General features: G+C 54.3%; 10 protein-coding genes. 5 read left to right on the plus strand and 5 right to left on the minus strand.

Annotated features, from left to right (window positions below; genetic code table 11):
• The first annotated feature begins 73 nt into the window (after positions 1 to 73).
• Both hfq and hflX read left to right on the plus strand, forming a co-directional pair.
• On the plus strand, positions 74 to 313 hold the full coding sequence (gene hfq / locus M0D42_RS05060; protein ID WP_058314310.1) for an RNA chaperone Hfq: 240 nt from the start codon (positions 74 to 76) through the stop codon (positions 311 to 313).
• 41 nt (positions 314 to 354) lie between these two features.
• Positions 355 to 1,626 carry a GTPase HflX gene (gene hflX / locus M0D42_RS05065; protein ID WP_265021103.1) on the plus strand — a complete coding sequence of 424 codons (1,272 nt, stop codon included), beginning with the start codon at positions 355 to 357 and terminating at the stop codon, positions 1,624 to 1,626.
• 64 nt (positions 1,627 to 1,690) lie between these two features.
• Here the strand turns inward: hflX and M0D42_RS05070 are convergent, their stop codons facing one another.
• The gene (locus M0D42_RS05070; protein WP_265020516.1) at positions 1,691 to 4,150 is read right to left on the minus strand and encodes a penicillin acylase family protein; all 2,460 of its coding nucleotides are present in this window, start codon (positions 4,148 to 4,150) and stop codon (positions 1,691 to 1,693) included.
• An 87-nt stretch (positions 4,151 to 4,237) separates the two neighbouring features.
• On the opposite strand from M0D42_RS05070, the gene M0D42_RS05075 reads away from it, so the two are divergent.
• A complete protein-coding gene (locus tag M0D42_RS05075) occupies positions 4,238 to 5,110 on the plus strand; it encodes an NAD(P)-dependent oxidoreductase (protein WP_265020517.1) in 873 nt (290 codons plus the stop codon).
• Here the strand turns inward: M0D42_RS05075 and M0D42_RS05080 are convergent.
• The 3 genes from M0D42_RS05080 to hemB form a co-directional block, all read right to left on the minus strand.
• Positions 5,107 to 6,132, minus strand: a complete 1,026-nt coding sequence (locus M0D42_RS05080) for a glutathione S-transferase C-terminal domain-containing protein (RefSeq protein WP_265020518.1) — start codon at positions 6,130 to 6,132, stop codon at positions 5,107 to 5,109. The two genes, M0D42_RS05075 and M0D42_RS05080, sit on opposite strands and share 4 nt — an antisense overlap.
• A 119-nt stretch (positions 6,133 to 6,251) precedes the next feature.
• Complete coding sequence (locus tag M0D42_RS05085) at positions 6,252 to 6,812, minus strand: YSC84-related protein (RefSeq protein WP_265020519.1); 561 nt, start codon at positions 6,810 to 6,812, stop codon at positions 6,252 to 6,254.
• A 124-nt stretch (positions 6,813 to 6,936) separates the two neighbouring features.
• On the minus strand, positions 6,937 to 7,938 hold the full coding sequence (gene hemB, locus M0D42_RS05090; RefSeq protein ID WP_265020520.1) for a porphobilinogen synthase: 1,002 nt from the start codon (positions 7,936 to 7,938) through the stop codon (positions 6,937 to 6,939).
• A gap of 112 nt (positions 7,939 to 8,050) precedes the next feature.
• On the opposite strand from hemB, the gene M0D42_RS05095 reads away from it, so the two are divergent.
• Both M0D42_RS05095 and mfd read left to right on the plus strand, forming a co-directional pair.
• The gene (locus M0D42_RS05095) at positions 8,051 to 8,575 is read left to right on the plus strand and encodes a component of SufBCD complex (protein WP_265021104.1); all 525 of its coding nucleotides are present in this window, start codon (positions 8,051 to 8,053) and stop codon (positions 8,573 to 8,575) included.
• A 25-nt stretch (positions 8,576 to 8,600) separates the two neighbouring features.
• The gene (gene mfd, locus M0D42_RS05100) at positions 8,601 to 12,041 is read left to right on the plus strand and encodes a transcription-repair coupling factor (protein WP_265020521.1); all 3,441 of its coding nucleotides are present in this window, start codon (positions 8,601 to 8,603) and stop codon (positions 12,039 to 12,041) included.
• Between the two features lie 15 nt (positions 12,042 to 12,056).
• On the opposite strand, the gene M0D42_RS05105 is transcribed toward mfd, so the two are convergent.
• Positions 12,057 to 13,268: a multidrug effflux MFS transporter gene (locus tag M0D42_RS05105; RefSeq protein WP_265020522.1), complete on the minus strand. Its 1,212-nt coding sequence runs from the start codon at positions 13,266 to 13,268 to the stop codon at positions 12,057 to 12,059.
• Positions 13,269 to 13,331 lie beyond the last annotated feature (63 nt).

Below are 13,331 nucleotides of genomic sequence, written 5' to 3' on the forward strand. Positions count from 1 at the left end.
TTATCTCCACTCGTTTCATACTCGGTCTGAAATACTAAAACCGTGGCATAACAAGAATAAAGGCGAACAAGCAATGGCTTCGGATCGACAGAACCTCCAGGACGCATTCCTAAATCACGTACGTAAGACCAAGGTTCCGGTCACAATTTTCCTAATCAACGGTGTAAAACTTCAGGGTGTCATCACTTGGTTTGACAACTTCTGTGTTTTGCTGCGCCGTGATGGGCAAAGCCAGCTTGTTTACAAGCATGCGATCTCTACGATCATGCCTGCGCAGCCGATTAGCTTGTATGAAGGCGAAGACGCCCAATAAGCCTGCTGCCCGGTTCAGATACCGAGTAAAGATATCCTATGATGGAACATGAAACGCATGTCACCCGCGCTTGGGTGCTGCGTCCCGAAGTTAAGTCAGCTGATCAAAAACGCGACGCCTCCTCCGCATTGGAAGAGGCGGTTTCGCTTGCGGCCGCTCTGCCCAACTTAGAGGTTGTGGGGGCGGATGTGGTGCGCCTGCAGAAAATTCAGCCGGGCAAACTTTTTGGTTCAGGCAAAATCGAAGAGCTTAAAGCACGTCTGAAGGCTGAAGAGGTTGAGCTTGTTTTGATCGATGGCCCGGTGACGCCGGTACAACAGCGCAATCTGGAAAAGGAATGGAAGGTCAAACTTCTGGACCGGACCGGGTTGATCCTTGAAATTTTCTCGGATCGCGCGCGCACCCGCGAAGGTGTGCTGCAGGTCGAAATGGCGGCCTTGTCGTATCAGCGCACGCGTTTGGTGAGGGCGTGGACCCACTTGGAACGTCAGCGTGGTGGTCTTGGCTTTGTCGGTGGTCCGGGTGAAACACAGATCGAGGCCGACCGTCGTGCGATTGACGATCAACTGGTGCGCCTGCGCCGCCAATTGGCCAAAGTGGTGAAAACCCGCGAATTGCACCGTGGGGCCCGTGCCAAGGTGCCGTATCCGATTGTTGCATTGGTGGGCTATACCAACGCCGGCAAATCCACGCTCTTCAATCGCGTGACAGGTGCCGAAGTCTTGGCCAAAGACATGCTTTTTGCAACGCTGGATCCGACCATGCGTCGCCTGGAACTGACAGATGGCCCTGAAGTTATACTGTCTGACACGGTGGGTTTCATTTCTGACCTGCCAACCGAACTGGTTGCTGCCTTCCGCGCGACTCTGGAGGAAGTGCTATCAGCCGATATCATCCTGCATGTTCGCGATATCTCTCATCCGGAATCCGAAAACCAAGCCCAAGACGTGGAAACCATCCTCAGCCAACTGGGCGTCAACGAGGACATCCCGCAGCTTGAGGTCTGGAACAAAATCGACCTGCTGGAGGCCGATGACATCGACGCAATGCATGCCAAGGCGGCGCGCAGCGAAGACATCTTCTCAATTTCTGCCATCACCGGCGAGGGCATCGATCTGCTGCTGACAGAGGTGTCACATCGATTGCAGGGAGATGTCAGTATCGAGACGCTGAACCTGCCATTCTCCGCAGGGAAAGAACGCGCCTGGCTCTTTGCTGAAAACATCGTTGAAGGTGAAGAGCAGACCGAAGAGGGTTTTGATATCACCGTTAAATGGACCGCGCGTCAGGCGTCGAAATTCAAGACGCTTTAACCTTCTTCTTTGCCTAAATACTCAAAAATGCGAGGGGCTTGCCCCTCGCTCCTGTATTTTCAGTTTAAGGCAGCAGTCGCGTAACGCCGACCGCTGCCGCGCGCGCGAGCTCCTCATCGAGTGACATAGGAACATATTCCCCACGTCGCCACAGCTGAGCCATATCGTCATAATATCGGCTCAGGAAATGACCTGACTGTCCGGTCGAGATGATGAAAACGGAGCTGTCAGGGTCCGCAAAGTCATAAACCCCACGGTAGGCTGCAGAGTGGCTGTTGAGGAAGGGATCAGGTCCTTTGCCGATGGTTTTGCCCCGTTGCAGCGTGTTATCGCCACCGCTGGTCGACTGGCGGATATTCACAAAGTTCTTCAGGAACGGGATTTTACCCAACACTTGGTGGTCATGTGTCGCTTGGTGCGCATCTCCCCAGCGCAGGCTTTCCAGGTTGCGCCCGTATTTCTCTTCAATCCAGATCAAAGCGTCATCTAACGCAAGGCGCGCCACGTCCGTACAGCTTTCAGTTGCCGCGCTTTGAATAACGTCACACCAGACACCGGCGCCTTCGACATCACGGAAAACACGTTCAATGAACAGTGGCTCCAAATGGGTAAACTCTGGCTCCAGAGGTCCAAGTTCGTCCTTGATGATCCGGGTTTGCAGCGCTCGCATCCATGCAGAATAGATCAGCGGTTCAGGCAGATGTTCGTTCATCTCCCCATTCCACTCGGCAAGCAGAGCCAAGGCGCGTTGCCGCTGGCGCTCTGGCGTGCCCTCTGGTGCGGATTCCCCTGTAAACCAAAGGTCTGCCGCCACCAAAGGCAGAAGGCTGCGCGCGGTAAAGCTGACGGTGTCGAGTTGTGCCTCGATAAAGCTATCACGCGTATGCACCTGACGACCTTGCATCAGGCGTTCCCAACGATGAACCCTTTGGCTATCGCCCCAGGTGAAAGACATATGCAGCGGGAAGGCGCGATCGACGATCTTATTGTTGGTATTGCCCACAATGCCGCCAATCGGTGCGATGAACTCTGGGTTTGAGGCATAGGGCAGGCGGCCTTGCCAACGGTTCTCTGGTCTCCAGCCGAGGCTCGGCAGGCGTCCTTTGGACTGATGCAATGCCGCGCGGCGTGGATTGGCACCAACGGTCTTCATTGCAATGGTTTCTCGATCGACCAAGGTCAGGTTTTGCGCGGGCGAGATATATTTCTCAGCAGAATTAATGGCTTGTCGCACATTGTCGGCATACATCAGGTCGATGGCCGCATCCATAGACGTGTCATTCGGGCTAAGCGCGGTCCAGCTGATCGCGGCCACATGGCCTTTCGGGGTCACTGTTTTCAGATCAAACACACTGCCCGGCAGGATAGGGCCATTGTCAGACCAGCGCAGGGTCAGCGTGATTGGCTCTGAGTCCTTAATGTTGATTATCGAGTTCCGAGATCGGAATTCTTTGAACCCATTGGGCGTACGGTACTCGTTCGGATTGGCAGGATTAAGTTCTTCGATCAGAACATCCTGATCATCCAGATAGGCCGAGGTCAGCCCCCAGCCCATTCGGTCGCTACGCCCAGTCAGAATGGCTGGGATTCCGGGGATCGTGCCGCCAATCACACCACCTTTAGACAGCTCCATCCGTGCAAGATACCAAATCGCAGGGGCGCTCAGCTCAAGATGTGGGTCATTGGCCAAGAGCGTTCCGCCCGCTGCGGACCGTGTTGTTGCTGCTGCCCAAGCATTTGATGCGCCGGCTAAACCACGTGGATTGAATGGTGATAGCGGATGATAGTCACGAGGGGTGGCCTCAACAAATCGCTGCGTGCCAGGTACAAGAGCGGCATATTCAGGAAGTGCGGCAATGCCAGCGCCTGGGAAATCTGGCATGATGTCAGACAGGCGGTTGTCATCGGGTACCAGCAGAGAGACCCGCGCGCGCAGAACTTCCTCGTCCAGATGAGCAGCCAGCTGAAGCGCCATAACCCGCTGGATGGCAAGGGAATCCGCAGGCCGCCAAGGTGCAATTGGCGCAGAGAAAAGGAACATTTCCGGTGCGCCGCGTCCCAGCGCTTCTGTGTTCACTTCGTTGATGCGGGCATTCACGCCGTTGGCATAGGCTGACATCAACTGGCGGGTACGATCAGACAGTGAATCCACCGACTGCACCGACAGTGGGTATATATCTAACCGGCGGATCAACTGATCAATTTCAACGGTTGTGGGGCCGAAGACTTCAGACAATCGTCCTTGGGCGGTGCGGCGCAAAGTGACCATTTGCCAGAGGCGATCCTGCGCGTGGGCATAGCCAAGGCCAAAGAAAACATCCGCGTCCCTTTCACCAAAAATATGCGGCACATTGGCGTTGTTGCGCACAATTTCTACTGGTGCGCTGACAAATCCTGTCTGCAAGTCTTTGTTGTACTCCGGCAAGGACCGAGAGGCGAAGAAATAGACCAAAGCAATGGCCAAACCACCAAGTACCAACAGGCCGCTTAAGATTCGCAGCAGCCATTTAAAAATTAACGCCATGTCTTGCCTTTATCGCCTTGCGCTTCGGGATGCGCCCGCCATTAATACGGGCCAGTATTACTGCGAAACTGTGACAGGGGAAAGCACATGGCGAAGGTTGCGTTTTTGGGATTGGGCGTAATGGGTTTTCCAATGGCAGGACACCTGCAGTCGGCAGGTCACGAAGTCACGGTTTTCAACCGGACAGCGGCCAAAGCGGAGGCTTGGGTGGCCCAGCATGGTGGCAAAATGGCGCTGACGCCGGGTGAGGCTGCTTCGGGTGCAGGCTTTGTCATGGCCTGTGTCGGGAATGACGATGATTTGCGTCATGTCTGTATTGGAGAAGGTGGCGCTTTTGCGGGTATGAAGCCGGACGCTGTGTTTGTGGATCACACCACGGTGTCTGCGAAGGTGACTGCGGAGCTCTATACTGCGGCCAAAGATGCAGCGTTGAATTTCGTAGACGCTCCAATTTCAGGTGGTCAGGCGGGCGCTGAGAACGGCGTTTTGTCGATTATGTGTGGCGGTGACCAAGACGCCTATGATGCGGCTGAGCCCATCATGCAGTCTTATGCCCGTATCTGTCGCCGCATCGGCGATAGCGGCGCGGGTCAGATGACCAAGATGTGCAACCAGATCGCTATCGCAGGCTTGGTTCAAGGCCTGTCCGAAGCGCTGCATTTTGCCGAAAAAGCGGGTCTTGATGGGCGTGCGGTTGTCGAAGTGATTTCGCAGGGGGCCGCAGGCAGCTGGCAAATGCAGAACCGCTATGAAACCATGCTGGATGATCATTTCGATCATGGGTTTGCGGTGGATTGGATGCGCAAAGACCTGGGTATTTGCCTTGATACTGCAGACGAAACCGGTGCGAGCCTGCCGGTCACAGCTTTGGTCGATCAGTTCTACAAAGACGTCCAGAAAATTGGCGGCGGTCGCTGGGACACGTCCAGCCTTATCAAACGCCTCCGCGCTTTGGATTAATCCCGTGCCAATTCCGGATGCTCATAGGCCTCTGGATAAGGCATCGGATGAAAAGGGCCCAGCGGCACAACATTGTTCCACGAGCGGCCAAAATATCCCTGGCGACAATGCACTAGAGAATTGCTCTCTGAAACGCCAGGGAGTGCATAGACACGACAAAGCCAGCGCCACAGATTTGGATAATCCAATATGCGCGCGCCGTTGAGTTTCATGCGCGTGTAGTAAACCGGGTCATGGCGATAAAGCGTCGGGAAGAGGCGCAGGTCTGCTTCAGTGAAATTGGAACCGGTCAGAAACGCGCGGCCGTCTGAAAGCTGACCCTCAAGATGGGCAAGGGTATCAAAGTAGCTTTTATAGGCAGCTGCATATACTTGCTGATCAGAGGAGAACCCTGCTTTATAGGCGCCATTATTGATGGTGACGTAAATACGTTCGTTAAGCGCACCAATGTCTTCTCTCAGAGCTTGGTCGTCAGCCCCGGATGGATAGAGAATTGGACGCCCGTCTGGTGCGCCTAAAAGATCAGCCTGCGCATCCAGCATTCGAACAATCTCTGCGCTTTCATTGGACACGATGCGCTTTGACACTTTGTCATATAGGATCGGAACAGATTTCTCCGTCGAGCCCTCGGCCTCGTAGATATCTTTGACCAAGCGATAGTCTTGCCCGGTTCCCGTTTCCAAGGTGCATTCTGGTAAAGCCGCATTGGACAAAGTGGCTATTCGCTCAGGTGCGAACTCCCAATGATTGGGACCAGAAGGATCGAGCTCTGTTGTCCTGTTCGGAAAAGCAACATCCATCGTAATGCTGTCTTGCAGCCCCAGAACATTCCGCGCCAGCGTCACGCGGTGACACCAGGGACAATTCAAAGCGACAAAAAGGTGGTAGCGACCAGGTTCTGCAGGGAAATCTTTGCCTTGCCCCAGGACTGAGCGGAAACCGCTAACGCCGCGCACAAACTCCCCCCTAGAGCGCCGACAGCTGGCGTCATTCTGAGATTCTTCAGTCGCGTCGTTGGTCATATCGCTCTCCTTCTGGAGCGATCATGCGGCGGATTCGTGCTGAATTCTATAGAGAAGCCCGCGCATTTAATGTGCGCTAACTGATGGAAAAGGCCCAGCCAAATGGCTGGGCGCTAAATTTACGGAATAATCCGTGTGTATTTTGTGCCTTCCAGCGTCGCGCCGACACGCAGGCCTGCCCGGCCAAAGACGACAGCCAGTACCGGCGCTGTCAAAGTTGTGGTCTCTGTCGCCAGGCTGTCGCCCTGATCGGAAATCACATATTCAAGGTCAGCACCTGCAGCCCAACCGCTGGAACGGCGGAAGTTCAGAAGCGCGTCTTGGGTCATGAAGAACAGTACGTGTGCGTATTGCTGAGCGCCGATCTGCAGGCCGAAGTTGGCTTTGGTGGTTGAGTAGTAGTCGACCGTTATACCGTCCACCAACAGCGCTCCGCGTCCATAAGCGCCGCCGAAGCCGAGTCCCGCCTCGGTCACCAAAGGCATGACCAGCATGCCCACGGATTTTGCTTCCAAATCCACGGTGTTGGGGTAGGTGGAATACATGTGGTTCAATGTCTGATCGACACGTGCGTCGATTGCCGCGCCACCGTTGCCACCAATGCCATTGCCGCAGGCGGCTGTCACAGATGCGCCCGCCAAAGCCGTCAGCGCGAAGGTCCGTCTGTTCATAGATTTCATGGTCTTGCCCATATCAAGTTAAACTGCTGTACGCCGCATATTTTGCGGTCTTGTCGCGACTATAGCGAAACACCCGAAGATTGTCATCTAAAGCCGCGTAAATGCGCGATTAAGCGCTGAGTCTTCAGCCCTTCGCCAATGCCTTGGCCACTGCGGGTGCAAAATAGGTAAGGATACCGTCACACCCGGCGCGTTTGAACGCCAGTAGGCTTTCAAACATGGCCTTATCACCATCAATCCAGCCATTCTGCGCTGCGGCTCTGATCATCGCGTATTCACCAGAGACTTGATAGGCAAAAGTTGGAACGCCAAAGGTCTCTTTCACTCGGGAACAGATGTCGAGATAAGGCATGCCCGGTTTGACCATAACCATATCCGCACCTTCCTGAAGGTCACGCTCAACTAGTCTAAGCGCCTCATCAGTGTTCCCTGGGTCCATCTGGTAGGTTTTCTTGTCGCCCTTCAAAGCACCTGACGCACCAACCGCATCGCGGAATGGGCCATAGAAAGCGCTCGCGTATTTGGCAGAATAGCTCATCAGCATGGTTTTCTGATGTCCCGCCGCCTCAAGCGCTTCCCGGATCGCACCAATGCGATTGTCCATCATGTCCGATGGGCCGATGATGTCTGCTCCGGCTTCAGCCTGGCTCAGCGCTTGTTTCACAAGAGCTTCGACGGTGCGATCATTCACAATCTCACCGTTATCGACAAAACCGTCATGGCCGTTGATGTTGTAAGGATCCAGCGCCACATCCGTCATCACAGCGATGCCGGGAACTTCTGCTTTGATGGCACGGGTCGCGCGGTTGGAGAGGTTTTCAGGGTTCCAGGCCTCAGCACAGTCTTCGGTTTTCTTCGAAGGGTCCGTGTAAGGGAATAAGCAGATCACTGGGATGCCGAGATCGCGGGCCATCTTTGCTGCTTCAACAACGCGATCAACCGAATATCGGTTGACGCCCGGCATGCTTTCAATCGGTTCCACAACGTTTTCGCCGTCGCGCAGGAACACAGGCCAGATCAAATCTGACACGGTTAATTGGTTTTCCTGCACGAGCGCGCGAATGGCGTCAGTCTGACGGGCGCGGCGAAGGCGCGCGGCGGGGAAGGGAGCAACCGTAGGGCGCATGTTTACCTCTCAAAGTGTTGCTATCCAGTTGCCATGGATAATCCTTGGCGACAAGGGTAGGAATTGCCTCATGCGCGCGCTATGTGGGGGCGTTGAAGACAAGGATGCCGCTGTGGACTGGTATAGTACCGTACTCGAATTGATCGATCTGCGCAGTTTCTCGAACCTGTGGTTCTGGATCATGTTGGCCGTGATTTGGTCGTCAGCCAGCCACTGGGTGCTGGGTGTACCTTATGACCTCGTCCTGCGTGCGCGCCGCAAAGGTGGACGTCATGAAGAAGACCTGCATGATCTTGTTCGCATCAATGTGGGGCGTCTGCTGTTTATCGGCCGCGTATCCGGACTATGGATGACGTCTTTCGGCTGTTTCTCACTCAGCATCATTGCGGTTCTGGGGTTCTTTTATCGGATCGAATTTGCGCAGGCGATTTTCCTCATCATGTTCCCGCTGGCCTTTGTCGGGCTTTTGACGCTGGCGACGGCGCGCGGAATTGAGGCGGATGAGGTGGTTGGCGAGGAGCTTTATAAACGGCTCGCACGGCATCGGGTCTATGTGCAACTCATTGGTGTTATTGCCATTTTTGTGACCTCAATGTGGGGCATGTACCAGAATTTTCAGATCTCACCTCTGAACTAACAGAGCAGTTTGATAAGGCAGAAAAATGCAGCAGAAGCATGTCACCATTGGCGGCGCACCTGAAGGCTATGACGCCAAGCTGATCTTGGATGAGATCGCTAAATCTGGTGGTCCTGTCATCCACGTGGCGCGCGATGACAAACGTATGGCGGCGATGAAGGCGGCATTGGCCTTTTTCCTGCCTGATATGCCTGTGGTGGATTTTCCGGGCTGGGATTGTTTGCCTTACGATCGCGTCTCGCCCAATGCTGATATATCCGCTGCGCGCATGTCGACGTTGGCGGGGCTGTTGCATGGGGCGATGCCCAAGAAGTTTGTGCTGCTGACCACTCTAAATGCGGCTACACAGCGTGTTCCCGCACGCGAAGTTTTAAAAGACGCAGTGTTCCGTGCCCAGGTGGATTATCGTATTGACGAACAAGCCCTGCGCGCCTTTCTGGTTCGCATGGGGTTCACGCAAGCGCCAACTGTTATGGAGCCAGGCGACTATGCGGTTCGCGGCGGGATCATCGATATTTTCCCTCCGGGTGACACTGGACCGGTGCGCTTGGATCTTTTCGGCGATGTGCTGGATGGTGCACGACGCTTTGATCCGGTTTCACAGCGTACGACTGAAAAGCTTGATCTCATCGAACTCGCGCCTGTGTCAGAGGTTATTCTGGATGAGGCGGCAATTACGCGGTTTCGTCAAAACTACAGAATCGAGTTTGGCGCGGCTGGCACGGATGATCCGCTTTATGAGGCGGTCTCGGCGGGACGCAAACATCAGGGTGTTGAGCATTGGCTGCCATTCTTCCATGAGCGGCTGGAGACCCTGTTTGATTATCTGCCTGAGGCATCAATTTCACTTGATGACCAATCTGAAGCGATGCGTCTTGCACGCTGGGAGTCAGTGGCCGATCAGTACGAAACACGCAAACACGCGCTGAGCCAAAAGAAACGGCTCGATTCCGTCTATAAACCTGTGCCTGCAGAGCAGTTGTATCTGGATGAGGCCGCCTGGAATGAAACCGTTGGTGACAAACGTGTTCTGAGTTTCAAACCTTTGCCGCAGGCTTCTGGCCCCGGTGCCATCGATAGTATGGCGCGGATCGGACGCAATTTCTCTCCAGAACGCCAGCAGGAAAATATAAGTCTTTTTGGTTCATTAGCATCCCATATTAAAGCAAAACTTCAAGACGGGCCGGTTGTCGTCGCGTCTTACTCTGAAGGTGCGCGGGAACGACTATCTGGGCTGATCGAAGACGAAGGATTGGCCGAAACCGTCCTTGTGGATAACGCAAAAAATATCGGGAAGTCAGGGCTTTATCTGACGGTCTGGGCGTTGGAGAATGGCTTTGAAGCACCTGGTCTGACGGTGATATCCGAACAGGACGTGCTGGGCGACCGTCTGATCCGTGCGCCAAAGCGTAAACGCAAAGCAGAGAACTTCCTGACTGAGACACAATCTCTGTCACCTGGTGATCTGGTGGTGCATGTGGACCACGGGATTGGTCGCTATCACGGGATGGAAGTCATCACGGCGGCAGGTGCTGCGCATGAATGCCTGAGCCTGGAATATGCCGAAAGCTCGCGCCTCTATCTACCAGTCGAGAACATCGAACTCCTTTCGCGCTACGGCCATGACGAGGGGTTGCTTGATAAGCTCGGCGGTGGGGCATGGCAGGCTAAGAAGGCGAAGCTCAAGGAACGTATCCGCGAGATGGCGGATAAGCTTATCCGCGTGGCTGCTGAACGTGCTTTACGAAGCGCGCCTATTTTGGAAGCCCCGGATCATGCCTGGGAGAGCTTTTCAGCCCGTTTCCCGTATCAGGAAACCGATGACCAGTTGAACGCCATAAATGACGTGCTTGATGATCTGACGAATGGCCAGCCAATGGATCGTCTGGTTTGCGGCGACGTAGGCTTTGGGAAAACCGAAGTCGCCATGCGCGCGGCCTTTGTCGCGGCTATGACAGGTGTTCAGGTCGCGGTGATCGCGCCAACAACCTTGCTGGCACGACAGCACTTCAAAAGCTTCCAAGAACGCTTCCGTGGCTTCCCATTGGAAGTTCGTGGCCTGTCACGGTTTGTCTCTGCGAAGGAATCTGAGAAGACCCGCGAAGGCTTGGCGAAAGGCACTGTTGATATCGTCATTGGCACTCATGCGCTGTTAGCAAAAAGCGTGCGTTTCCAGAATCTTGGCCTGCTAATCGTTGACGAAGAACAGCACTTTGGGGTGGGCCACAAAGAGCGTCTGAAACAAATGCGATCTGACATTCACGTGTTGACCCTGACAGCGACGCCAATCCCTCGAACCCTTCAACTCAGCCTCTCCGGAGTGCGCGATCTGTCGATCATCGGCACACCGCCTGTGGATCGACTGGCGATCCGCACCTATGTCAGCGAATTTGACGCGATCACGATCCGTGAGGCGCTGTTGCGGGAGCATTATCGCGGTGGTCAGAGTTTCTATGTGGTGCCGCGGATTTCAGACCTTCCAGAGATTGAAGAGTTCCTGAAAGAACAGCTGCCAGAGCTGACTTATGTGGTTGCGCATGGCCAGATGGCAGCCGGTGAGCTCGATGACCGCATGAATGCTTTCTATGACGGCAAATACGATGTGCTCTTGGCGACAACCATCGTGGAATCTGGCCTTGATATCCCCACGGCGAACACGATGGTTGTGCACCGTGCAGATATGTTTGGCCTGAGCCAGCTGTATCAAATCCGTGGCCGGGTCGGTCGCAGCAAAACCCGCGCCTATGCATATCTGACAACAAAACCACGCAAGAAACTAACGGCAACTGCTGAGAAGCGCCTGCGCGTGCTGGGGTCGCTTGATACGCTGGGTGCCGGCTTCACACTCGCGAGCCAGGACCTCGACATTCGCGGGGCAGGCAACCTTTTGGGTGAAGAACAATCAGGCCAGATGCGGGATGTGGGGTATGAGCTCTACCAGTCCATGCTGGAAGACGCGATTGCCAAGATCAAAGCGGGTGAGATGGAAGGCCTGTCTGACACTGACGATCAATGGGCACCACAGATCAACCTTGGTGTGCCGGTTCTAATCCCAGAGAAATTCGTGCCTGATCTGGATGTGCGTCTGGGACTTTATCGGCGTTTGTCTGGTCTTTCGACCAAAGTTGAGCTTGAAGGCTTTGCCGCCGAACTCATTGACCGGTTTGGTAAATTACCGCGCGAGGTCAACACCTTGCTCTTGGTCGTGCGCATCAAGGCGATGTGTAAAAAGGCAGGCATTGCCAAGCTTGATGGTGGGCCAAAAGGCGCGACCATTCAGTTCCATAACGACAAGTTCAAATCGCCCAAAGGCCTTGTTGAATTCATCACAGAACAAAAGGGCCTTGCGAAGATCAAAGAGAATAAGATCGTTGTGCGGCGCGACTGGAAGAGTGAGAAGGACAAGATCAAAGGCGCCTTTGCGATTGCCCGTGATCTTGCCCATAAAGCGCGCGTCGAAAGTTAGACTACGAGCTTGAGGTCAGGCCTCAAGCTCGATCGGCGCGTCACGCTGCCCAAGACGCATCATCAGCAGTAATGCGATGAATTCAAACATCAGGACCCCCATAAGCAGGGAAACTGGTGTTCCCTCGAAGCTTAGGCTAATCGGTATTGCAAGAATGGCAGCGCCAATCGTGGCTATTGCGCTGTTTATCGAAGCTGCCATTCCAGCGATGTGTCCCAACGGTTCCATTGCCAGCGAGTTCAAATTCCCGAACACAAAGCCGATTGAAATGAACATCGTTGTTGCCCAGAAGAAAAACAGCCAGACGCTGGTTATCCCTAAAAGCCAGAGCACGAGTGTCATTGAGGTGGTAATAACCACACCTAAAATCGATGCCTTAATCAATTTGCGCATGCCATAACGTAGAACCAGTTTGCCGTTAATGATGCTGGCGGGCATTGACAGGATTGCGGATGCCGCAAACAGCAGTGGGAATTGGTCTGCCTTGTCGTAGGTTTGAGCGTAGATTGGTTGTACAGTCGAAATGCTAGAAAATAGCGCCGCATACACCATCATCTGCGAGGTGACCGAGAACCGGAAGACGCGGTTTGAGAAACACTCACGTACAGCCGATGAAATAGCTCGGGCAGAGAGTTTCGTTCTGTTTTCACGCATCAGCGTTTCAGGTTGTCTCGAGGCCAGCCAGAGGCTTACGATTAAGGCAAACGCGGCAAATATGTAGAAAATCGCACGCCAGCCATAAGTATTCATGACCATCTGTCCCATCGAAGGCGCAATTGCGGGAACGACGGCAAAAACCGTCATGGCAAAGGACATGATCGAAGCCATTTTTTTGCCCGAGTAAAGGTCACGGACCATGGCCATGGCTGCAATGCGCGGGCCTGCAACCGCCAGACCTTGCAGGAAACGACCTGCGAGGATCCCTTCAAGATCGGAAGCTGCCGCCGCCCAAAGCGCGCCAAGGGCGTAAATCATAAAACCGATTAGAATGATGTACTTACGTCCGTAAGCATCCGAGAGTGGCCCTGCAAAGAAAGTACCAATTCCCATGCCGAGGACAAAAATCCCCACGACCAGCGTGGCGTTTTCAGGTGCTGCGGGACTCAGCTCTCGTCCCATCTGTGTTAGCGCCGGGAGCATCGCATCGATGGACAGGGCGATCGTCGCGAATAGCATGGCGATCAGAGCAACGAATTCTGTCTGCCCGAGTTTGGGTTTTGTCGACATGACAATTCCTTTGATTTTGGGAGATCAAAGCAGACGAGATTAAGCTTTCGCGTGACTTTGACA

The organism is Cognatishimia activa (genome assembly GCF_026016445.1).
In the GTDB taxonomy this organism is placed as follows: Bacteria; Pseudomonadota; Alphaproteobacteria; order Rhodobacterales; family Rhodobacteraceae; genus Cognatishimia; species Cognatishimia activa_B.

Excerpts from the sequence above, each read along its gene's own strand:
- hfq (WP_058314310.1), top strand. The coding sequence starts at position 74 with ATGGCTTCGGATCGACAGAACCTCCAGGACGCATTCCTAAATCACGTA.
- hflX (WP_265021103.1), top strand. The coding sequence starts at position 355 with ATGGAACATGAAACGCATGTCACCCGCGCTTGGGTGCTGCGTCCCGAA.
- M0D42_RS05070 (WP_265020516.1), bottom strand. The coding sequence starts at position 4,150 with ATGGCGTTAATTTTTAAATGGCTGCTGCGAATCTTAAGCGGCCTGTTG.
- M0D42_RS05075 (WP_265020517.1), top strand. The coding sequence starts at position 4,238 with ATGGCGAAGGTTGCGTTTTTGGGATTGGGCGTAATGGGTTTTCCAATG.
- M0D42_RS05080 (WP_265020518.1), bottom strand. The coding sequence starts at position 6,132 with ATGACCAACGACGCGACTGAAGAATCTCAGAATGACGCCAGCTGTCGG.
- M0D42_RS05085 (WP_265020519.1), bottom strand. The coding sequence starts at position 6,812 with ATGAAATCTATGAACAGACGGACCTTCGCGCTGACGGCTTTGGCGGGC.
- hemB (WP_265020520.1), bottom strand. The coding sequence starts at position 7,938 with ATGCGCCCTACGGTTGCTCCCTTCCCCGCCGCGCGCCTTCGCCGCGCC.
- mfd (WP_265020521.1), top strand. The coding sequence starts at position 8,601 with ATGCAGCAGAAGCATGTCACCATTGGCGGCGCACCTGAAGGCTATGAC.
- M0D42_RS05105 (WP_265020522.1), bottom strand. The coding sequence starts at position 13,268 with ATGTCGACAAAACCCAAACTCGGGCAGACAGAATTCGTTGCTCTGATC.